The sequence below is a fragment of the Peptacetobacter hiranonis genome (assembly GCF_008151785.1).
Classification (GTDB): Bacteria; Bacillota; Clostridia; order Peptostreptococcales; family Peptostreptococcaceae; genus Peptacetobacter; species Peptacetobacter hiranonis.
Genome location: NZ_CP036523.1, coordinates 547,611 through 569,335 on the forward strand (window position 1 = coordinate 547,611; position 21,725 = coordinate 569,335).

The 21,725-nt window shown below is 33.3% G+C and carries 17 protein-coding genes; 13 read left to right on the forward strand and 4 right to left on the reverse strand.

Annotation, left to right across the window (positions count from 1 at the left end; all coding sequences use genetic code 11):
* The first annotated feature begins 85 nt into the window (after positions 1–85).
* The 3 genes from KGNDJEFE_RS02810 to KGNDJEFE_RS02820 all read left to right on the forward strand — a co-directional run bounded on the left by KGNDJEFE_RS02810 (position 86) and on the right by KGNDJEFE_RS02820 (position 3,320).
* The gene (locus tag KGNDJEFE_RS02810; RefSeq protein ID WP_006439695.1) at positions 86–736 is read left to right on the forward strand and encodes a DUF1847 domain-containing protein; all 651 of its coding nucleotides are present in this window, start codon (positions 86–88) and stop codon (positions 734–736) included.
* Between the two features lie 268 nt (positions 737–1,004).
* Complete coding sequence (locus tag KGNDJEFE_RS02815) at positions 1,005–2,240, forward strand: MFS transporter (RefSeq protein ID WP_006439696.1); 1,236 nt, start codon at positions 1,005–1,007, stop codon at positions 2,238–2,240.
* A 141-nt stretch (positions 2,241–2,381) separates the two neighbouring features.
* A complete protein-coding gene (locus tag KGNDJEFE_RS02820) occupies positions 2,382–3,320 on the forward strand; it encodes a DUF4253 domain-containing protein (protein WP_006439697.1) in 939 nt (312 codons plus the stop codon).
* 256 nt (positions 3,321–3,576) lie between these two features.
* On the opposite strand, the gene KGNDJEFE_RS02825 is transcribed toward KGNDJEFE_RS02820, so the two are convergent.
* A complete protein-coding gene (locus KGNDJEFE_RS02825; RefSeq protein WP_006439698.1) occupies positions 3,577–4,071 on the reverse strand; it encodes a nitroreductase family protein in 495 nt (164 codons plus the stop codon).
* A gap of 259 nt (positions 4,072–4,330) precedes the next feature.
* On the opposite strand from KGNDJEFE_RS02825, the gene KGNDJEFE_RS02830 reads away from it, so the two are divergent.
* The 4 genes from KGNDJEFE_RS02830 (at position 4,331) to KGNDJEFE_RS02845 (ending at position 10,835) form a co-directional block, all read left to right on the forward strand.
* Positions 4,331–5,593 (forward strand): D-alanyl-D-alanine carboxypeptidase family protein, encoded by a 1,263-nt coding sequence (locus KGNDJEFE_RS02830; RefSeq protein WP_006439699.1) that lies wholly within the window; start codon positions 4,331–4,333, stop codon positions 5,591–5,593.
* A gap of 40 nt (positions 5,594–5,633) precedes the next feature.
* Positions 5,634–6,569 (forward strand): phosphoglycerate dehydrogenase, encoded by a 936-nt coding sequence (locus tag KGNDJEFE_RS02835; protein ID WP_006439700.1) that lies wholly within the window; start codon positions 5,634–5,636, stop codon positions 6,567–6,569.
* 700 nt (positions 6,570–7,269) lie between these two features.
* Positions 7,270–9,105: an NAD(P)-binding protein gene (locus KGNDJEFE_RS02840; RefSeq protein WP_006439701.1), complete on the forward strand. Its 1,836-nt coding sequence runs from the start codon at positions 7,270–7,272 to the stop codon at positions 9,103–9,105.
* Positions 9,099–10,835 carry an NADH-dependent [FeFe] hydrogenase, group A6 gene (locus KGNDJEFE_RS02845; RefSeq protein WP_006439702.1) on the forward strand — a complete coding sequence of 579 codons (1,737 nt, stop codon included), beginning with the start codon at positions 9,099–9,101 and terminating at the stop codon, positions 10,833–10,835. Before KGNDJEFE_RS02840 ends, KGNDJEFE_RS02845 begins: the two co-directional genes overlap by 7 nt.
* Positions 10,836–11,113: 278 nt before the next feature.
* Here the strand turns inward: KGNDJEFE_RS02845 and prdC (KGNDJEFE_RS02850) are convergent, their stop codons facing one another.
* The 3 genes from prdC (KGNDJEFE_RS02850) to KGNDJEFE_RS02860 all read right to left on the reverse strand — a co-directional run bounded on the left by prdC (KGNDJEFE_RS02850) (position 11,114) and on the right by KGNDJEFE_RS02860 (position 14,279).
* The gene (gene prdC / locus KGNDJEFE_RS02850) at positions 11,114–12,415 is read right to left on the reverse strand and encodes a proline reductase-associated electron transfer protein PrdC (RefSeq protein ID WP_006439703.1); all 1,302 of its coding nucleotides are present in this window, start codon (positions 12,413–12,415) and stop codon (positions 11,114–11,116) included.
* Between the two features lie 925 nt (positions 12,416–13,340).
* The gene (locus KGNDJEFE_RS02855; protein WP_040410352.1) at positions 13,341–13,589 is read right to left on the reverse strand and encodes a TIGR03905 family TSCPD domain-containing protein; all 249 of its coding nucleotides are present in this window, start codon (positions 13,587–13,589) and stop codon (positions 13,341–13,343) included.
* 150 nt (positions 13,590–13,739) lie between these two features.
* Positions 13,740–14,279 (reverse strand): DUF4364 family protein, encoded by a 540-nt coding sequence (locus KGNDJEFE_RS02860; protein ID WP_006439705.1) that lies wholly within the window; start codon positions 14,277–14,279, stop codon positions 13,740–13,742.
* A 133-nt stretch (positions 14,280–14,412) separates the two neighbouring features.
* Here KGNDJEFE_RS02860 and prdR point away from each other — a divergent pair, with 133 nt between their 5' ends.
* The 6 genes from prdR (at position 14,413) to prdB (ending at position 21,649) form a co-directional block, all read left to right on the forward strand.
* Positions 14,413–16,185, forward strand: coding sequence for a sigma-54 dependent transcriptional regulator PrdR (gene prdR / locus KGNDJEFE_RS02865; protein WP_006439706.1), 1,773 nt, complete (start codon positions 14,413–14,415; stop codon positions 16,183–16,185).
* 415 nt (positions 16,186–16,600) lie between these two features.
* Positions 16,601–17,893, forward strand: a complete 1,293-nt coding sequence (prdC, locus tag KGNDJEFE_RS02870) for a proline reductase-associated electron transfer protein PrdC (RefSeq protein ID WP_207634918.1) — start codon at positions 16,601–16,603, stop codon at positions 17,891–17,893.
* Positions 17,894–17,940: 47 nt separating this feature from the next.
* Positions 17,941–18,378, forward strand: coding sequence for a hypothetical protein (locus KGNDJEFE_RS02875; protein WP_006439708.1), 438 nt, complete (start codon positions 17,941–17,943; stop codon positions 18,376–18,378).
* Positions 18,379–18,538: 160 nt separating this feature from the next.
* Positions 18,539–20,458, forward strand: a complete 1,920-nt coding sequence (gene prdA / locus KGNDJEFE_RS02880) for a D-proline reductase (dithiol) proprotein PrdA (protein WP_006439709.1) — start codon at positions 18,539–18,541, stop codon at positions 20,456–20,458.
* 63 nt (positions 20,459–20,521) lie between these two features.
* Positions 20,522–20,848 carry a CBO2463/CBO2479 domain-containing protein gene (locus KGNDJEFE_RS02885; protein WP_006439710.1) on the forward strand — a complete coding sequence of 109 codons (327 nt, stop codon included), beginning with the start codon at positions 20,522–20,524 and terminating at the stop codon, positions 20,846–20,848.
* A 75-nt stretch (positions 20,849–20,923) separates the two neighbouring features.
* On the forward strand, positions 20,924–21,649 hold the full coding sequence (prdB, locus tag KGNDJEFE_RS02890; protein WP_083780550.1) for a D-proline reductase (dithiol) protein PrdB: 726 nt from the start codon (positions 20,924–20,926) through the stop codon (positions 21,647–21,649).
* Positions 21,650–21,725: the final 76 nt, after the last annotated feature.

A 21,725-nucleotide genomic window follows, 5' to 3' on the forward strand; every position in this document is an offset into this window, starting at 1 on the left:
AGAGGAAAAATAAAACAAACGGATAATACTTATAAATAGGGATAATATTACAAAGTAAGTCAAAATTTTTTAGGGGGGATTTTATATGGAAAAGAAAGAATTAACTTGTATAGACTGTTTTGTCACTAATTGCAACAAAGAGGATAAAGAATATCCAGACTTTTGCTTAACAACAAATATGGATGAAGATGTGTTAAATGAAGCAATGGAACTTTACAAAGAGGACGAAAACCGTCGCTCAATGATAGCTGCTGGTGAGGTTGAACACGACCATTATTGTCGGTATACTAGAGTTGAGGAAATAATGGCTTATGCTAGAAAAATGGGAATGAAAAAGCTTGGAATAGCTACTTGTGTTGGTTTAATCAGTGAGAGTAGAAAACTTGCTTCAATCCTAAGATACAACGGATTTGAAGTTTACGGTGTGGCTTGTAAGGTTGGTACTCAGAAGAAGGTTGACGTTGGTATCCCAGAGAGATGCAACGAAATCGGTGAAAATATGTGCAACCCAATTCTTCAGGCTAAGCTTTTAAACGAAGCTGGAACTGAGCTAAACATAGTGATGGGGCTATGTGTAGGTCACGATAGCTTATTCTACAAATACTCTGATGCATTGGTTACAACTGGTGTGACAAAAGACAGAGTGACAGGACATAACCCAGTTGCTGCTATTTACGGAGCTGATTTCTACTTTAAAAAGAGATTTTTCCCACCAAAAGATGAAGAAGAAAAATAGAGCGATATAAAAGTAGTATAGAAATATACTATAGAAGAAAGTTTTCAAATAGATAATATTTTATAGGCTAGAGTTGTTGAAATATACAACTTTAGCCTATTTTTTTTATTGATTTATAAAATGCAAGAAAAATAAAATTAAATTGATACATATATATTATAGTTGCTAAAATTTTGAGCATATTTAACAAAATAGACATTGTAAAGAGTTATAATCTATTTGAGTATTAATTTATTTGAAATTATAAATAATTTTTGAGGTGAATGATATGGAGAATAATAAAAATAAAAAGAGAATTTCTCAGGCTATGCTGTTCATAATTTTCTTTGGGATAGTGAGCTTGTTTTCTGATATGACGCACGAGGGTGCATCGAGTATAAGAGGTGCATACTTCACGATACTTGGAGCTTCGGCGGGTGCGATTGGGTTTGTGTCTGGACTTGGAGAGCTTATAGGATATTCGATGAGATATGTCTTTGGTAGGATTGCAGATAAGAGAAAAAACTACTGGTTTATGACTATTTTTGGATATGTTATAGACGTATTAGCTGTGCCTGCACTTGCTTTGGTCGGCGAAAATGGATGGATTGCCGCTGCGATTTTACTCATCATACAGAGAATGGGTAAGGCAATTAAAAAACCAGCAAAGGATACAATTATGTCGTTTGCAGCATCACAAGAAGGTGTTGGAAAGAGCTTTGGAATTCAGGAGATGCTAGATCAAATCGGAGCTTTTTTAGGGCCAGTTCTTCTTTATTTGGTGATGCTTTTTAAAACTACAGGGACAACATTTGAGATATATTCGACTTGTTTTGCGGTACTTGCGATACCTGGTGCGATTACAATTATCATGCTTTTAATCACTAGAAAAAAATTCCCTAATCCAGAGAATTTTGAACCAGAAGCTAAAGAGTTTGTGCCATTTGAGATGAAGAAATCATTTAAGTATTACATAATGGGGATAAGTTTATTCGCTTTTGGGTTTATTGATTATTCACTTGTGATTATGCATATTTCAAGGAATTTTACATCTATTGCTGGGGGTCTTGCTGAGACTTCTTCAATTATAAATAGCGGAACAATTCCACTTCTTTACGCAGGTGCGATGCTTGTCGATGCAGTTGCTGCACTTATTTTCGGATATATGTATGATAAAAAGGGCGTAAAAGTGTTGGTATTATCTACAATTATATCAGCTCCGTTTTCTGCGTTTGTATTTTTAGGAAAATCTGTACCAATGGTTATATTTGGAGTAGTTCTTTGGGGAATTGGAATGGGTGCACAGGAGTCTATTTTAAAAGCTGCAGTGACTACAATGGTGCCAAAGAGCAGTAGAGCTACTGGATATGGGATTTTTGAGTGTTCTTTTGGGATATTTTGGTTCTTGGGAAGCTGGCTTCTTGGAGTGCTTTACGATGTGAGTGTGCCTGTTATGGTCGTTGTGTCTGTTGTGGCTCAGATTGCAGCAATTCCGATGTATTTGAAATCTACAAAATTAAGATAGATTGGCGATTATTCTGCTGAAAATACGACTTTCTTGAAAAAATAATCTATGAAGTATATACTTTTAATTAAGAATAAAAACAATTTATTATATAATTGGTTGAAGAGTAAACTATAAAATAAACCTTTTTAGGGGGCTTTTATGTTGATTGATAAAATAATTGAGAGAATTGAAAATGAAAAAAACTGCATAGAAAATATACCGAATGAGATAGGTAACGCAAAAAAAGAAACTCCAATCGTGCAAGAAATGTCTAAGCAAGCAAAGATAATGAAGAGCTTTTTAAACTGCGACTGCAAATATTATCCACTAAACTCTGAGGATAACGATATCATATGTGGATATCTTGAGTCGCTTCAAAGGTCAAAAGATGGTAGTTTTATCCCTATTATTGTGGATATAAGTGATAATTTACTAGATGCTGTTATTATGAATGCAGTTATAGACAGCGACGACGACTCTGAAAGTATAATGGACTTAGGGATTAGAGAGAATAAAAAAAGAGACGAGTTTTTCAAGAATGGGATGATAGACTTTGAAACCAGTGAAGTGATAGAAAGATATAGAAAAAATATGATTTCTAAGAACTTTTCTGCTGGAAAAGAGCTATTAGACGAGATGATTGAGAATAATAGAGAGTATTTTGGTGGATATGAGCTTGAAAAGGACGAGCTTGAGGTTGAAGATGATCCGACTGCGGATATGGATGATTTAGATTTTGAAGAGGAAATGGAAAAGCAGGGAGAAATCTTAATTGCAGAAATTCCTGTGGAAAATCCTTGGGAAATATTTGCATATATTCCATTTGGCGGTTGGAATGATTGCCCAGGAAATGAGGATATTATGTCTATTTCTAAGTATTGGTTTGAAAAATACGGAGCAATTCCTTTTGCAATAAGCAACAATACTCTTGAATATATAGTAAAAAATCCTGTTGATGACGAGAATAAAATCAGATTTACAGAAGAATTTTACGCATTTTGCCCAGACAGTGTGGACAAATACATGGAAAACTTTAACATAGACAAACTAGCTAAAAAAATATATGGAAAAAAAATCTGGCATTTCTGCTGGAATTAAATCAAAATTTACCAAATATCTATTTTAAGAGCAGCAAAGAGTATATAGACAAAATCTTCTCCAGTTTGTTCAAATCGAATTTTATAGGGATAATATCTAACTTAGTGGATTGAAGTGCATAGACAAAACTTTCTCGACAATCTGGAGACGTGAGGAATTTTTGCAACAGAACTATTTACTTGTACACACGTCGAAGCTGGAGAGGAGTTTGTCTATGACTTCAATCCCTGAGAGAAATTAACGTATAAATTTTGATTTATTTTATGTAATGTATTCTATTTTCTTCAAATCTATCCTGTTGTTCTTTTATGTTTTCTGGATATCCGCAAGCTATTAGTGCAAATGCGCTTAGGTTTTCTGGCATATCTAATAGTTTAGCGACATCGTCCATTCTTTCTTTTATTGGAGCGATACCAATCCAAACTGCTCCAAGTCCTAGATGATCTATTTCAAGAAGCATATTTTCTGTGCATGCAGAACAGTCTATTTCTCTGTAATCAGCGCGAAGAGAGTCGTTTCTATAGCATACGACAAATGTAACTGCTGATTTTTCAACACTTCCCGCATATTGGCTACATTTTGATAGTTTTTCTAACACTTCTTTATTTTCTACAACGTAGAATTCCCATGGTTGTTGGTTCATTGCAGATGGTGCTGCCATACCAGCTCTTAATATTTTTTCTATTTTTTCCTGTTCTACAGGCTGATTAGTGTACTTTCTTACACTAGTTCTGTGGAATATACTATTCATAAAAATCACTCCTTTTTAAAATCCAAGTAAAAAATTGAACTTATTTAATATTAAAATTCTCTAAAATATAGGCAAATCCTTTAATTTTTTGTATAAATGTTAATTTTTGTACAGATTTATATTTTTGATTCCAAAATAGATTTTTTAAATCTAAAGATTGGTCTCTATTTCTATACAGTATACAAATTTTGTAGTAAAATAAAAAAAGATATGTGTTTTAGGTGAGATAATTAAAATTACAATTAGCAAAGGAGAGAATATGGGAAAAATACTAAAAAAACTAACTGCAATTATGTTGGCTGTACTATTTGTTATACCAGCCACTGGTTATGCAGCCGAAGCAAAGAAGAAGCCGGTTGTAGAGATATACTCTAAAAATTCAATACTAGTAGACCAAAAGACGGGAAGGGTTATAACTTCAAAAGAACCAGATAAACAGGTTCCACTTGCTAGTATTAGTAAGGTTATGACTTTCTATGTTGCTCAAGATGCGATAAAGAACGGAGAAGTTAAAAAAGATGACCTAGTGACAATAGACAAGAAGATGCTAAAAGTTAGCGGATCTACTATGCACCTTAAAGAAGGTGAAAAAGTTAAATTCAACGAGCTTTTAAAAGGACTTATGATTGTATCTGCAAACGACGGTGCGGTTGCGATTGCATCTCATGTATGCAAAGGCGATGTAGATGCATTTGTTGATAGAATGAACGCAAAAGCTAAAGAATTAGGTATGAAAAATACTTATTTTATAAATCCAAACGGCCTACCTATATACGACTGGACTAAAAAAGACGGCGATCCAAAACAGAACCACTCAACAGCTAGAGATATAGCTACTATGACAAAGAATTTACTTGACGATTATGAAGAAGAAACTATTGCTATTACAGATTGCAAGCTTGACCACGCTCCTTCAAGAGATTGCAACTACTACAATACAAATCCACTTCTTCACATGCATTCAAATGTAGACGGATTAAAAACAGGATATACAGATTTAGCAGGATACTGCCTAGTATTTACAGATAAGATGAATTCAGATGGAAAAAGCGACATGGATAACAGAATGATAGGTGTTGTTATGGGCAACTGGTGTAAAGAGGACAGGGTTCGGTCTGCAAATGCACTTTATAATTTAGGGGAAAATTTTGAAACTAAACTTATGTGTAAAAAAGGTGAAACTGTTGCAACAGGTAATATAGACAATATATCAGATTTAGATAATATAGATTTACAGCCTAAGAGAGATTGCTATGGTGTTGTTAAAAACAACGAGGATATAACTGAAAAGGTTAGATATGTGAAGATAGACGCTACACCAAATGAAGAAACTACTGTGGCGTACCTAGATTACATAGACCAGTACGGAGATGTTATACAGTCTGTACCTCTTGTTAGCAGCAATTTAGAGCATATTTCGCTTGTTTCAAGGGCAAAATTAATGGGTAATAAGATAAAGAGATTATTCAATATGGACAAAATAGATGAGAAAAAGGAGCTACCTTATACAGTAGTTGTTTAGTCTGTAGAAAAAGTTATATAGGTTAAATTGGGGTGTTATTATGAAATTACTTATTACTAAAAAATTCGACGATGAAAAGATGAAGATGATAGAAGACCTTGGATATGATATAGTTTTTATGGAGGATAGAAAGCTTCAAAATACTCCAGAGGTGAATAGCGTTGATGTTGCCTATGTTTATTACTATACTTCTAGGCTTGATTATTCTCAGATGAAGAATTTAAAATTCCTGCAGCTTGCTAGCGTGGGATTTGATCATATTCCAAAGTATGTTTTTGTAGAAAATAATATATATCTTTCAAATAATAATGGAGGATACAGTGTTCCTATTGCTGAATTTGCGGTGATGAACGTGTTAAATATATACAAGAATTCTAAAAAGTTCTTTAAAAATCAGAACGAGTCTTTATGGAAGGTGGATATGTCCCTTTTAGAATTAGTAGGTAAGAGAGCTGGTATTTTAGGTACTGGTGGAATTGGTATGGAAACTGCTAAGAGATTAAAGGCTTTTGGTGTTGAGGTATGGGGTGTTAATACTTCTGGAAGAGATGTAGAATACTTCGATAAATGTTTCAAATCAGAAGATATGGATATTATTTTTAGAGAATGTGATATTGTAATCGCCGTTATGCCTTCAACAAAGGAAACAGAAGGAATGATTAATAGAGATAAGTTTGAAATGATGAAGGAAGGTTCTGTGTTTATGAATTTAGGCAGGGGAAATCTTGTAAACTTAGATGATTTAGAAGAGTATGCGTCTAAGTTTAGAGGAATTGCACTAGATGTTTTTGATAAGGAACCATTATCAAAAGAGAGATCTCTTTGGAATGTAGAAAATCTTATAATAACTCCACACAACTCTTGGGTATCTGACAGAAATAATGATAGGCTTTTTGAAAATGTTTATAGAAATCTTAAAGCATTTATCGAGACAGGTAAGCCAGAAAAGTATGTTGATATAAAAAGAGGATACTAAGTTGGCATAAAATAATTAAAAATTAGTGTGAAAACTTTGCCTTTATTAATATTTTTTTGATATTGATTTATGGAAAATATTAATAAAAATTTATAAAATGGCATAAATTTATAAAAAGTTTTTATACGATTTTTGAAAGATTAAAACAAAAAATGAATTATTGAATTTAAGAAATATTGCACAGTTGAGAAAAATTTTGTTTTTTTAACTGTGCATTTTTTTAAGTAAAAATAAATTTATATTTAATAAAAGTAAAAAGTAAATTGTAGTTTAATATATTACGTTATACTTAGTATATAAAAGTAGAAGTGAATATTTTTCTGAAAATTCTTTTAAAAGTACAATGATATAGAAAAAAACTATAAAAATAAATTTTTTTATAGATAGAGTTATGTATATATAAAATTAAATAAAATAAATATAAGTATTAAAAAAATAAATTTAACAAAAAGTGCCTTTAAAGAAAGAAAAATAAAAATTAAGCTTAAAAATGAAAAAATAAAATGTAAAAATTTCAATTTAGAGTTAGAAATTATACTGTAAAACCTTTTAAAATATTAGATAATAAAATAATATTGAGAATCAAAGTAATTAACAAAGTAAAAAAGAAAAGGTTTTTTATAGTAAAAAAATATGTTAAAATTATATATAGTTTTAATGAATCTTAAAAACAAATTAACTTTATATTGGAGGATATGTGATGAGCAGACTTATACTTACAACACCAAACAGTGCTCAGAAAGTAGTAGACGGTCTTTATAAAGACTTAGAAAGAAGATTAGAAGCTGGACCATCAGCACTATGTCCAGTTGATTTATCTTTATCTTTTTTAACTATGTGTCACGCCCAGTCTTGTGGAAAATGTGTTCCATGTAGAGTTGGACTTGAACAGTTAAAAGCACTATTAACAGACGTTTTAGAGGGAGAAGCAGATTTAGAAACTATAGACTTAATAGAAAAAACAGCTAAAGTTATAGTTAATTCTGCTGATTGTGCAATAGGATACGAAGCAGCTAGAATGGTTCTACAGGGAGTTCAGGGCTTCAGAGACGATTACGTTTCTCATATAGAACAGGGAGTATGTTCTCAGTCATTTAAAGACCAGGCAGTTCCTTGTGTTGCCCTATGTCCAGCAGGAGTTGATATTCCAGGATATATAGCACTTGTTAGAGAAGGAAGATATCGGGATGCAATAAGATTAATAAGAAAAGACAATCCATTCCCAACAGCTTGTGCTCTTGTTTGTGAACATCCATGTGAAGCAAAATGTAGAAGAAATATGATAGATGACTCTATAAATATAAAAGGTATAAAAAGATTTGCAGCTGATAATGCAGGAATTGTTCCAGCACCAGAATGTGCACCATCAACTGGTAAAAAAGTTGCAATAGTAGGTGGAGGACCAGGAGGTCTTACTGCTGCATACTTCTTATCATTAATGGGACACAAAGCAGTTGTATTTGAAAAAGAACATAAATTAGGAGGAATGCTTCACTTCGGTATACCAGAATACCGTCTACCAGAAGCAAGACTTCATGAAGATATAGACGCTATATTATCTACAGGAGTAGAAGTTAAATACGGCGTTAATATAGGAAAAGACGTTACATTAAAAGAATTACAGGATGAGTACGATGCAATGTTCATAACAATAGGTGCTCAACTTGACAAAAAACTTAATATGGAAGGTGAAGACAGCGAAGGAGTTGTATCTGCTGTTGAAATGCTTCACAATATTGGTTTAGGTGAAAAACCAGACTTCACAGGTAAAAAAGTTGCTGTTATCGGTGGAGGTAACGTTGCAATGGATGCTGCTAGATCTTCAGTAAGATTAGGAGCAGATGAAGTTAAGATAGTTTACAGAAGAAGAAAAGACGATATGACAGCTCTTCTTGAAGAAATAGAAGGTGCAGAAGCAGAAGGATGCGAACTTGTTACACTTCAGGCTCCAGCTAGAGTTGAAGCTGATGAAAATGGAAAAGTTGCTGCACTTTGGACTCAGCCTCAGTTAATAGGAAAAGTTGATAGAGGTAGACCAAAACCAGTAAAAGCTAACTTACCAGAAGAAAGAATAGAATGTGATATAGTAATAGTTGCTATAGGACAGAATATAGATTACAAAGATTGTGAAGACTTCGGTATACCAACTAAATGGGGTAATTTAATATCTTTAAATGATACTTCAATAAAAGGAATGCCAGGAGTATTTACAGGTGGTGACTGTGCAACAGGACCATCTACTGTTATAAAAGCTATAGCTGCAGGTAAAACAGCTGCTGCTAATATAGACCAGTATCTTGGATTCAACCACAAAATAGAATGTGATGTAGAAATACCACAGCCTAGATTAGAAAATAAACCAGCTTGTGGTAGAGTTAATATAACTGAAAAACCAGCATCAGAAAGAAAAACTAACTTTGAAGAAATTGAATGCGGAATGACTTGTGAAGGTGCTATGCAGGAAGCTTCAAGATGTTTAAGATGTGATAAATTCGGTTACGGAATATTCAGAGGAGGTAGAGTAGAGAGATGGTAAGACTAACAATAGACGGAATAGCAGTAGAAGTACAGGAAGGTACTAAAATACTAGATGCAGCTGCTCAGGCTGGAATAAAAATACCTACTCTTTGCTTCCTAAAAGATATAAATGAAATAGGTGCTTGTAGAGTATGTGTTGTTGAGGTTGAAGGATGTGACCAGTTAGTTGCAGCATGTAATAATGTTGTAGAAGAAGGAATGGTTATACATACTAACAGCCCAAAAGTAAGAGAAACAAGAAGAGTAAATGTTGAGTTAATATTATCTCAGCATGATTGTAGATGTGCTACATGTGTTAGAAGTGGAAACTGTGAACTACAGACAATTTCTAATGATTTAGGAATAATAGATCTTCCATACAATCAGAAATTCAAGAAAAAACCTTGGAACAAAGATTTCCCACTTATAAGAGATTCTTCAAAATGTATAAAATGTATGAGATGTGTTCAGGTATGTGAAAATGTACAGAATACTAGAATTTGGGAAGTTGGAAACACTGGTTCAAGAACTGATGTAGTGGTTTCTTTAAATAGAAAAATAGAAGAGTCTGACTGTGCACTTTGTGGTCAGTGTATAACTCACTGTCCAGTAGGGGCTTTAAGAGAAAGAGACGATGTTGATAAAGTATTCGATGCTTTAGCAGATCCAGAAAAAATAACAGTAGTTCAGGTTGCTCCTGCAGTTAGAGCAGCTTGGGGTGAATCTTTAGGTCTTGAAAGAGAAGCAGCTACAGTTAAGAGATTAGTTGCAGCTCTTAGAAAAATGGGATTCAACTACATATTCGATACAACATTCAGTGCTGACCTTACAATAATGGAAGAAGGTAGTGAATTTGTTGAAAAACTTAAAAATAAAGAAAACAATAAATTCCCAATGTTTACATCATGCTGTCCAGGTTGGGTAAGATATATGAAATCTCATTACCCAGATATGGTAGATCTTTTATCTACTTCAAAATCTCCACAGCAGATGTTCGGGGCTATAACTAAATCATACTATGCAGAATTATTAGATGTTTCTCCAGATAAGATATACTCAATATCTATAATGCCTTGTATAGCTAAGAAACATGAATGTGATATACCAACAATCAATGATACAGAAGCTGACAAAGATGTAGATGTTGTTATAACTACTAGAGAAGTTGATAGAATGATAAGAGCAGAACATATAGATGTTGCTAATCTTGAAGAAGAAGAATTCGATATGCCACTAGGTGTAGGCACAGGTGCTGGAGTTATATTCGGAGCTACAGGTGGTGTTATGGAAGCAGCATTACGTTCAGCATACTACTTAGTAACTGGTGAAAATCCAGATCCAGATGCATTCAAAGAAGTTAGAGGAATGGACGGATGGAAAGAGTCTCAGATAGAAATAAACGGAACTGTTGTTAAGACAGCTGTTACAAGTGGACTTAAAAACACTGATAAATTAATACAGGCTATAAGAAATGGCGAAGTTGAATACGACTTTGTTGAAGTTATGGCTTGTCCTGGTGGATGTTCAGGTGGTGGAGGTCAGCCTATACATTTAGGTCAGACTTCTAACAGAGTAGATAATCTTTATAAATTAGATAAAGAAGCTAATTTAAGATTTTCTCATGAAAACCCATCAATAGTTAAAGTTTATGAAGATTATTTAGGAGCTCCAATGTCAGAAAAAGCTCACAAATTACTTCATACTGATCATGAATCTTGGGATATGCCTTTATCTCCAAAATTTGATTAATTTTATATAGGAAAAATGAGCCACTACAATATTCTTGCATCAGCGTAGCTTTCTATATAAATATTAATCAAATTGAGATTTTGGCATATTGAATGTAGGGATAAAGAAAGAGGGCTCGGATGTAGGAAAGACATCCAAGCCCTCTTTTGTTGGTTATATTTTAAAAGGTTAATTTTGCAATCATATTAATTAATTACTAAGTATGTGACTTTTAAATCACGATTATATATTTACATTTTAAAAAGTTTAAATCTTGTTAATAAAAACTTTGTAAATTTTTATTTTTTGATTTTTCTTATAAGCATCATTCCTACTGATCTTAAAGCGGCATCTGTACAGTGGAATACTGGCACTTTAAGCTGAGGAGCACAAGACATCACTGTGTTTGAACAGTCAGTACAGTTACTTATAAGTATAGCTTCTGCACCAGCTCTCTTTAAGTTCATAACTTTCTGAACCTGTCCTGGACAATGTCCTGGGTTTTCACATTTACGAGAACCGTTTTTCATTTCTATAGCCTGTTTACAGTATTCTACACCAACTATTTCTTTAGCGCCCATACTTTCAGCTAACTGTTCTAGTCTTTCTTTGTTTCCACCACAAGCACAAACTAGAAGACCCATTTTTTCAGGAGCTTTCCAGAATGGATTAGTAACTATTATACCACCTGTAGTTTTAACAACTGGAGATTCTAAAGTAGTTCTCTTTCCTGTGAAAGGTCCACCCATTATTATTTCTCCGTATTCTTCAGTAGCTAGTCCACCAGCTCTTTCTATCATTTCACCAACAGTAGTACCTATTGGAACATTTCTAAATGTTTTTATGTTTTCGCCGTTTATTAAACCAGCAACAGTCATATCTTTGTCTATTAGAGGTTTTTTGAACTCTATAGCTTCCTGAATTCTGTATAATGTTTCAAGGTTTATAACTATTGCATCAGCAGCAAGAGGAAGATCAGTTACGTTTAATAAAGTACCTAAAGCTTCTCTTATTAATGCTCTTTCTTCACCCATTGGGTACATGTTTTCAAGGCCATGTATAGTTATGTTATCGCAGTCTATAGCAGCTTCAAGTTTAGCTATTTCTTCTGTATGTAAGCTCTTTATACCTATTATAGCTTTTTCTGCATTAACCATATCCATTACAGTTTTAACGCTTTTTACAACGTATTCAGCGTTTTCGTTTATATATCTCATATTGTGATCTAATATTGGTTCACATTCAGCAGCATTTATAAGAAGTACGCCACCTTTTTCGAATGGTTTACCGAGTTTTACGTGAGTAGGGAATCCTGCTCCACCAAGTCCAACTATACCAGCTTCTCTAACAAGGTCTATAGGTTCAGTTGAAGTTAATTCAACGAATTTGTCGTCCTGTTTTTCGTTTGCTTTTATAGTTATTTTTTTATCATCTATTGATTCTACAACTCCGTAGATACTAGCGTGTATATTCTGTCCAAGTTTTCCCTCTGGACATTTAGCTATAAGCTGTCCTCTTTTTACTTCTTCACCAACTTCAACAACTGGTTCACTAGGTGCTCCAACGCCCTGGCTAAGTAAAAAATCGTAATTTATCTGCATGTGGAATATCCTCCTTAATGTTCTTCAAATAAACCGATATACTGGAAAAACAGACACAATGATAAGTATTTATATAATGTTAGTTGGGGATTAACACTAAATGAAAATAGTTTAATCATACTTGTTTTTAAAAATGCTAAAAAATATAGCGAATCAAATACTTCTATAGGAAGGCCGGCTATATTCAATAACTATAGTATGCATTTTTAATAGATCATCAATAAGTCAATTCGAATTATATAAATTGCAACTTTTGAAAAGTATGCACAAATATAATCAATATAATTAATTGATAACATACAAACTAATTAATTAATATAATTTAAAATCAACAGAAATCACAAAGCCTAAAAATAAATACAAAAAAGCGCGACAGAAAGGGTGATTTTTACTCCCATTTATTATATAATATTCATAGGCTGAGATGATTTGTTTTCCAGTTATCGGCTACGAAAGTTATAAATTGAATTTTGGGAAGTCAAGTTATTTTTCGTATCTGCAAACATGAAACAAATAGTTTCAGCTTTTTTTAATTAACAGCTTGTATCTCGTATGAAAATTTAACTTATCAAATCAAAACTTACAAAAGTAAGTGTTATTTGATGTTGTCTGATTATATTTTTGTTGACACATTCAATTTAAACCATATATTAAGAATAGTCAATAAGCTTAATTATTGATATTTACAAATAAAAAATTCAAATGTTATCGAAAAAAGTTATAATAATTTTAAATTAATGATAAAAATATGGGTAACGTTTGTAAAATAGGGAAAGTTATAGAATTGACAAGTAAAAAATATTAATTGAATTTTTGATTAAATCAATACTTATTAAATGATGTATAGAAAAAAAGAATAATAAAAATGGGTATATCTAAATAATTATACTATTTAGATATACCCATTTTTTTATTTAAATTTTTATTATAAGTTTTCCTTTATTGCTTTTGAAAGCTGATCTGGACATGATGTAGGTCTGTTTCCACAAGTATTTCCTTCTAGTAGATCAGCTACATGCTGAGCATCCATTCCTTCTACTAATTTTGCTATTCCTTTAAGGTTTCCGTTGCATCCAGCTGTGAAAACAACATTGTGTAGTTTGTTGTTATCATCGATTTCAAATTCCATCATTTTGCAGCATACACCGCTTGGTGCGAAAGTAACTTTTTTCATTATCTCAATCTCCTTTTCAAGTAAATTATTCAATAAAATAAGGGACTATGTCCCTTTTTCATTTTAAGATTATAACACATCGAATATTGTATGGTAAACATTATATAAAAAAACAAATGTTAAATTAAAGAAAAAAATATAATATATATTTTAATTATCTCTTTTTTCTATTAATAGAGAGATTATCTCTGTGTACATTTCAGATGCGTTCTTTTTCCAATTATTGCATATACTATTTGCCTGTTTTTCAGAAGATACATTTAGATTTAAATCTATAAGATTTGACTGGTCCTCAACGACTCTAAGATTGACTATGTATTCATTGTCGCTCTGTTTGACAAAGCTAGATTTAATCTGGGTATCAGCAAGAAGATTACCTTTATTTGCATTTATATATTTGTCTACTTTTTCGACAACAGTTTCTGGAATTCTAGAAGAGAAATAGTCGTGAGAGTCTTCTCCGTTTAGTGTAAGTGTGTAGTATTCTCTACCAGACTCCTTATAAGTAGCAATTAGCTTGCTATCTGTAAGCTCAGAAAGCAGCGACTGAAGAGAGAAGTAGTTCATCATCTCCGTATCTAGCACTACCTGAGTTATTTGTGAATTTGTTAAAGGCATTTCAGCTTTTTTTAATATATGTAAAATCAAAAGTTTATGATATACAATTTCTTCTGACGAGTTTTCAAACATTTCATCACTCCCTCTCAATGATTGTATAATAATATATTAAACTAAAATCGTCTAAATTTAAAGAGAATTTACTCATTTTTAAACGTTATCTTACATAAGCGAGTCATCTGTTATGGTATAATGAAAATATAAATTGGGTTTGGAAGGTGATGCGATGTTTTCTATACCAGAAATGAAAAAAGTTGAAGATGTTATGGACTTAAATTTCAATACAATAAATGAAAATGAGTCCGTAAAAATTGCAGTGAGTGAGATTATAAAGGCAAATAAAAAGACATTGGTAGCACTTGACGACAATGGTGATATGAGTGGGATTATTTCTATAACAGATATCCATAATTTAGGTCTTAATAATGAAGGAATTGAAGACGTAAAAATAAAGGATATAATGAAGAAAAAAGTCGTAAGTGTAGAAAAAGGTATGCCTATAGATGAGTGTAGAGATCTTATGATAAAAGAAAATATCGGTATTCTACCAGTAGTTGATGATAATGGAAAGATAACGGGTATTTTAAGACAGGAGCATATAAGAGATTACCTTTATATGCAGCTTGAGGAATATGGTATTACGCTTAAATATATAATAGGACATATTAGAGAAGGGATTTGTGCTGTAAATAATGAAGGTGTTGTCATTTTATGGAACAGCTTTATGGAAGAAAGATACGGTATAAAGTCAGATGATATTGTAGGAAGACCGATAAGTGATTTTCTTGAAGATACTATTTGTGAGAGAGTTCTTAGAAGAAGAATTGGTATAAGTGACGTTTATTCTACATATAAAAAGCAAGATATGTACGGGCTTGTTCATGCAAATCCGATTTTCTTTGGTGGAGAGTTTGTCGGGGTTGTATGTACTGAGCTAGATGTTACAGAGGCGAGAAATTTATCATTTGAACTAGAAAAAACTAATGAAAAGCTTAAATATCTTCAGGACGAGGTGAAAAATCTATCAAATGGTGTTTTTGAAGGTATTTTAGGAAAGAGTGACAAGATAGAAAAGGCAAAGGCTATTGCTAAACAGATTGCAAAGACTAGCAGTAGTATATTTATCTGGGGAGAGAGTGGTACTGGTAAAGAGGTATTTTCCAGAGCTATTCATGAGCAGAGTGGCAGAAAAGGGTCTTTTGTTCCTGTAAACTGTAGTGCTATCCCAGCGGAATTATTTGAAAGTGAGTTCTTTGGATATGAGTCTGGAGCATTCACAGGAGCTAATAAAAAAGGAAAGAGTGGTATTTTTGAATTGGCAAAGGATGGGACAGTATTTTTAGATGAAATTGCAGATCTTCCTTTAAATATGCAGGCAAAGCTTCTGAGAGTTCTTCAAGAGAAGGAAGTCAGAAGGGTTGGAGGAGAAAAAACTATAAAGATAAATCCTAGAATTATCTCAGCTACAAATAAAGACCTTGAAAAAATGGTAAAAGAAGAGAAGTTTAGAGAGGATTTATACTATAGATTAAATGTCGTTGAGATAAAAATCCCTCCTTTAAGAGAGAGAAAAGAAGATATTGGTATTTTATTACATTATTTCTTAGATGAGATGTGTAGAGAAAATGGCAAGCCACGTATGAGCTTAAGTAAGGAAGCTTATAAGATTTTGGAAAACTATAGATGGAAGGGTAATATAAGGGAGTTAAAAAATACAGTAGAGAATATGGTTGTATTATCAGACTCTTCTATAATAGAAAAAGATGCAATTCCTAGTTATATAGTTGAGAGTGCAAAAAATTCTACTGATGATGAAGATTATCCTCTTGATTTAACTTCGGCTATAGAAAAATTAGAAATAAAAAATATTACAAAAGCTTTAGAAATGTCTAAGGGCAATAAAGCTAAAGCAGCAAAAATATTAAATATTCCAAGAACAACGTTGTATTATAAGTTGGATTTATATGGAATTAAATAAATTTACAAATTAAATTAAGTATAGATATAAATTTGTAAAATAAAATTTTAACTATAAGAAAAAGCTATAATAGAGATATTTTATAGAAATTAGTTAAAAATCGTCTAAAAATCGACAAAACGTCTAAAAACTGACGAAAGTTATATAATTATCTAACGAATAGCTAAAAATAAACAAAAGGTGTTAGTCTATTCAAACTTTTAGACACAAAAAAAATCAAAATGTCGAAAATTTGACATAAATAAGCGTGAAAACGCTTGTGTTTGGAACTTTAAATTGGTATAATTAATTTAAAGATATGACTAAATATCGGGCAATTTCAATGATATTATAGAAAAAAACATTAGTTGTCGATTTTGGCATAGAAATTGCTTATAATTAATAGTGCGACAGATTAATATGGGGGTGATTTAATATGGTACTTAGATTAGAACTAAGACAGCATGTTGGTGCTCCTTGCCGGCCTATAGTAAGTGTTGGGGAACATGTAAAAAAAGGTCAGCTAATAGCAGAACCAACAGGTCTAGGTGCTAACATCCACTCTTCAGTATACGGAACAGTTAAAGAAATAACTGAAACAGCTATACTTATAGAAGCGGATGAAGAACAGCCTGAAGAATTCGTTAAGATAAAAGATACAGAATCTAATCTTGACGCAATAATAGAAGCAGGTGTTGTTGGAGCAGGTGGGGCAGGATTCCCAGCTGGTATAAAATTCAAAGGTGATATAGAAGGTGGTTACGTAATAGTAAACGCAGCTGAATGTGAACCTATACTAACTCACAACATGGCTTACATAGAAGACCATGCAGAAGAATTAGTAAGAGGACTTAAATATTTATTAGAAATAACTAAAGCTGCTAAAGGTTACATAGCTATAAAACCTCATCACACAAAACAGCTTATAGCTCTAGGAAAAGCAACTAAAAACGAAGATAATATAGAAATAAAATATCTTCCAAATATGTATCCAGCAGGAGATGAAAGAGTTATAGTTAGAGAATTACTAGGAGTTGAACTTGAACCAGGTCAGCTTCCAAGTGTAGCAAAAGCTATAATATCAAATGTTGAAACAGTTAAAAATGTAGTTGCAGCTATAGAAGAAAGAAGACCAGTTATAACTAAAGATTTAACAGTAGCTGGTAGAGTTAAAGATGAAGACGCTCAGACTGGTAGAGTATTCTTAAACGTTCCAATAGGAATGCCAATAAGCTACTTTATAGACCAGTGTGGTGGAATATTAGAACCATATGGTGAAATAGTTCTTGGTGGACCTTTCACAGGTAAACATGGAGAATTAGATTCACCTGTAACAAAAACATTAGGTGGTATAATCGTATCTATGCCGCTAATTCAGGAAAAAAGAAAATTAGGAATCATCTGCTGTGAATGTGGAGCTCAGGAAGCAAGACTACACGAAATAGCTTCTCTTATGGGTGCAGAAGTAGTTGCAGAAGAAAGATGTAAGAGAATGACAGATGATGGTAGAGGAAGATACAGATGTTCACTTCCTGGTATGTGTCCAGGACAGGCAGAAACAGTTCTTAAACTAAAAGGAAAAGGTGCTGAAGCGTTACTAATAAGTAACTGCGAAGACTGAACAAACACAGTTATGCAAGTGGCACCTAGGTTAGGATTGCCTGTATATCACAGTACAGATCATTCATTAAGAGCAGGCGGACATAGATTATACAGAAGAAAAAAATAAAACAAATCTTATAATCTAATAAGATAGTAAACAGGGGGTTTATTATTATGTCTATAACAATCGAAACAGCAAAAGCTCATGCAAATGATCCAGCAGTTACATGCTGCAGATTTGAAGAAGGAACAGTAGTTGAACCAGCAAATCTTGAAGATCCAGCTATATTCCCAGACTTAGTTGAATCAGGATTACTAGTTCTTCCAGAAAACACATTAACAATAGGACAGATTTTAGGAGCTAAATTAACTAAAACTTGTGATGCTTTAACAGCACTTACTCCAGATAATGCTGAAGGATTCTCAGCAGGAGAAGAAGAAGCTGAAGAAGAAGTTGAAGTTGTAGAAAGCGAAATAGTAGAATCTAATCCAGTTGCTCCAGCAACAACAACAGTAAGTGTAAGTTCTGGATACTTAAAACTTCACATCGGGGAAGGAAAAGATATAGACTTACAGATTCCATTAGGTGTAGCAGCCGCTATGGAATTATAATAACCAAGTGAATTATTAAAATTCAAATATATATAAAAACATAGTAATCTACCGGTGCTCTAAAATAGAGCACCGGATAATCAAAGTACAAGTTGCTTATTATATGAGTGCTTGAACTCAGATTAGATAAAAAAAATAAAATTTTAGGAGGTATTTTGCTATGTCAATAACTGTAGAAACAGCTCAGGCCCACGCTAATGACCCAGCAGTAACATGCTGCAGATTCGAAGCAGGGACAGTGGTAGAACCAGCTAACTTAGAGGATCCAGCTATATTCCCAGATTTAGTTGAATCAGGATTATTAGTTTTACCAGAAAACACATTAACAATAGGACAGGTTTTAGGTGCTAAATTAACAGCAACTTGTGATGCTTTAACAGCTCTTACTCCAGAAAACGCTGAAGGATTCTCAGCAGGAGAAGAAGAAGCAGCAGAAGAAGTTGTAGAAGAAGCTCCAGTAGCTGAAGAAGCTCCAGCTCCAGTAGCTCCAGTAGCAGCTCCAGCAGTTGCAGGTGGAGTATTCAAACTTCACATAGGAGAAGGTAAAGATATAAACTTAGAAATACCTTTAGGTGCAATGGGTGGTGCAGCAGCTCCAGCTCCAGTAGCTCCAGCAGCAGAAGCAGCAGCAGTTCCAGCTGTTGAAGAAGCTAAAAAAGAAGAAAAAACTACATTAATAAGAAGCTTAACTAAAAAACACTTCAAAATAGACAAAGTTGTATTTGGTGAAGAAACTAAAATAGAAGGAACTACTTTAACATTAAGAACTCCAGAAGACTTATGTAAAGAAGCAGTTGACACTGAAGAATTAGTTTACGACATGAAGTTAGATATAATAACTCCAGATAGATACAACGAATATTCAGAAGCTATACTTGATATACAGCCAATAGCAACTAAAGAAGAAGGTGAACTTGGAGAAGGTATCACTAGAACTATAGATGGTGTTGTAATGGTATTATCAGGAACAGATGCTAACGGAGTTCAGATAGGTGAATTCGGTTCTTCTGAAGGTGAAATGTCTACTACAATGATGTGGGGTAGACCAGGTGCAGCTGATAAAGGTGAAATATTCATAAAAGGTGAAGTAACTATAAAAGAAGGTACTAACATGGAAAGACCAGGACCTCTAGCTGCTCACAAAGCATTTGACCACATAACTCAGGAAATAAGAGAAGCCTTAAAGAAAGCTGATGAATCTTTAGTAGTTGATACTCAGGTTATAGATCAGTTCAGAAGAGAAGGTAAAAAGAAAATAGTTATAGTTAAAGAAATAATGGGACAGGGTGCAATGCACGATAACTTAATATTACCATCTGAACCAGTTGGTACATTAGGTGCTAGACCAAACGTTGACTTAGGTAACGTTCCAGTTGTATTATCTCCACTTGAAGTATTAGACGGTGGTATACATGCATTAACTTGTATAGGACCTGCTTCAAAAGAAATGTCTAGACATTACTGGAGAGAACCATTAGTAATAAGAGCTATGGAAGATGAAGAAGTAGATTTAGTAGGTGTTGTATTCGTAGGATCTCCACAGGCTAACTCTGAAAAATTCTATGTATCTAGAAGATTAGGTATGTTAGTTGAAGCTATGGAAGTTGACGGTGCTGTAGTTACTACAGAAGGATTCGGTAACAACCATATAGACTTCGCATCTCATATAGAACAGATAGGTATGAGAGGTGTGCCAGTAGTTGGTGTTACTTACTCAGCTGTTCAGGGTGCTCTAGTTGTTGGTAACAAATACATGACTCACATGGTAGATAACAACAAATCTAGACAGGGTATAGAAAACGAAATACTTGGAAACAACACATTAGCTCCAGAAGAAGCTATAAGAATAATGTGCATGCTTAAAAATGCTATGTCTGGTGTTGAAGTTAAAGCTCCAGAAAGAAAATGGAACCCTAACGTTAAATTAAACAACATAGAAGCTATAGAAAAAGAATTAGGAATAAAAATAGAATTAGAAGACAACGAAACTGTACTTCCAACATCTAAGAAGAGAAGAGAAATCTACGAAAAAGATGATATAGAAGCAGGAATAGTTGAAGTAAAAGAAATAGAAAAATAAGAACATTTAATTTTCTAAATCTAAAATAAAAACAAATTGAACTAACAAGAAAGAGGTATCTAAATGGAAAAATTAAGATATATCTCTTCAGAATCATACTTCGAAGGTGTTATAGTTGAAATACACGATGGTGCATTCACTATAGATCTTAAAGGTAGACTTGGACAGTTCAAAATACCTAGCAGAATGCTTATAACTGACTACGAACCGAAGATAGGACAAGAAGTTGGATTTATGCTAAGTTATCCTGAGGTATTAAGTCCAGATCCTAATCCAGAGTATGTAGAAAACATTCTGAGAGAACAAAAGAAAAAAGCCGAAGTAATGGCTAGAACAAGAGAAAATCTTAAAAAGCAACTTCTAAAAGAAATTGAAGAAGAAAGCAAATAAGAAATCTAAAATTGTAAACAACATGAACTTAAAAATATATTATTTAAGTTTAAATTTGAAGGGAGAGATTAAACAATGAGTCTTACTACAGTAAAAGGACTTCAGTCTGAAATATTCGTTCCAATAACACCTCCTCCAGTATGGACTCCTGTAACTAAAGAATTAAAAGACATGGTTATAGCTTTAGCTACAGCAGCAGGTGTACATTTAAAAACTGATAAAAGATTTAACCTAGCTGGTGATACTGGTTACAGAATGGTACCAGATACAGCTAAACCAGAAGATTTAATGGTATCACATGGGGGATATGATAACTCTGACGTTAATAGAGATATCAACTGCATGTTCCCTATAGAAAGATTACATGAACTAGCAGCAGAAGGATTCATAAAAGCTGTTGCACCAATGCACTACACATTCATGGGTGGTGGTGGTAACCAGCACGTATTCACAGAAGAAACTGGTCCAGAAATCGCTAGAAAATTAAAAGAAGAAAATGTTGACGGTGTCGTTATGACAGCTGGTTGAGGTACTTGCCATAGAACTGCCGTGATCGTGCAGAGAGCAATAGAAGAAGCTGGTATACCTTCAATAATAATAGCAGCTTTACCTCCAGTTGTTAGACAGAATGGATCTCCAAGAGCAGTTGCTCCAATGGTTCCAATGGGTGCTAATGCTGGTGAACCTCACAACGTTGAAATGCAGACTGGTATATTAAAAGCTACTTTACAGCAGTTAGTAGAAATACCATCAGCTGGTAAAATAGTTCCATTACCATTTGAATACCACGCTGCTATATAATTAGTGAGCTTAAATAGTGGGTTTATCCATTAAATAAAAATACCCCCTTTCCGGAATTCCGGGGAGGGGGTTTAAA

Excerpts from the sequence above, each read along its gene's own strand:
- prdA (WP_006439709.1), top strand. The coding sequence starts at position 18,539 with ATGTCAATAACTGTAGAAACAGCTCAGGCCCACGCTAATGACCCAGCA.
- KGNDJEFE_RS02840 (WP_006439701.1), top strand. The coding sequence starts at position 7,270 with ATGAGCAGACTTATACTTACAACACCAAACAGTGCTCAGAAAGTAGTA.
- KGNDJEFE_RS02830 (WP_006439699.1), top strand. The coding sequence starts at position 4,331 with ATGGGAAAAATACTAAAAAAACTAACTGCAATTATGTTGGCTGTACTA.
- KGNDJEFE_RS02885 (WP_006439710.1), top strand. The coding sequence starts at position 20,522 with ATGGAAAAATTAAGATATATCTCTTCAGAATCATACTTCGAAGGTGTT.
- KGNDJEFE_RS02825 (WP_006439698.1), bottom strand. The coding sequence starts at position 4,071 with ATGAATAGTATATTCCACAGAACTAGTGTAAGAAAGTACACTAATCAG.
- KGNDJEFE_RS02855 (WP_040410352.1), bottom strand. The coding sequence starts at position 13,589 with ATGAAAAAAGTTACTTTCGCACCAAGCGGTGTATGCTGCAAAATGATG.
- KGNDJEFE_RS02815 (WP_006439696.1), top strand. The coding sequence starts at position 1,005 with ATGGAGAATAATAAAAATAAAAAGAGAATTTCTCAGGCTATGCTGTTC.
- prdC (WP_006439703.1), bottom strand. The coding sequence starts at position 12,415 with ATGCAGATAAATTACGATTTTTTACTTAGCCAGGGCGTTGGAGCACCT.
- KGNDJEFE_RS02860 (WP_006439705.1), bottom strand. The coding sequence starts at position 14,279 with ATGTTTGAAAACTCGTCAGAAGAAATTGTATATCATAAACTTTTGATT.
- KGNDJEFE_RS02810 (WP_006439695.1), top strand. The coding sequence starts at position 86 with ATGGAAAAGAAAGAATTAACTTGTATAGACTGTTTTGTCACTAATTGC.
- KGNDJEFE_RS02820 (WP_006439697.1), top strand. The coding sequence starts at position 2,382 with ATGTTGATTGATAAAATAATTGAGAGAATTGAAAATGAAAAAAACTGC.
- KGNDJEFE_RS02835 (WP_006439700.1), top strand. The coding sequence starts at position 5,634 with ATGAAATTACTTATTACTAAAAAATTCGACGATGAAAAGATGAAGATG.
- KGNDJEFE_RS02845 (WP_006439702.1), top strand. The coding sequence starts at position 9,099 with ATGGTAAGACTAACAATAGACGGAATAGCAGTAGAAGTACAGGAAGGT.
- KGNDJEFE_RS02875 (WP_006439708.1), top strand. The coding sequence starts at position 17,941 with ATGTCTATAACAATCGAAACAGCAAAAGCTCATGCAAATGATCCAGCA.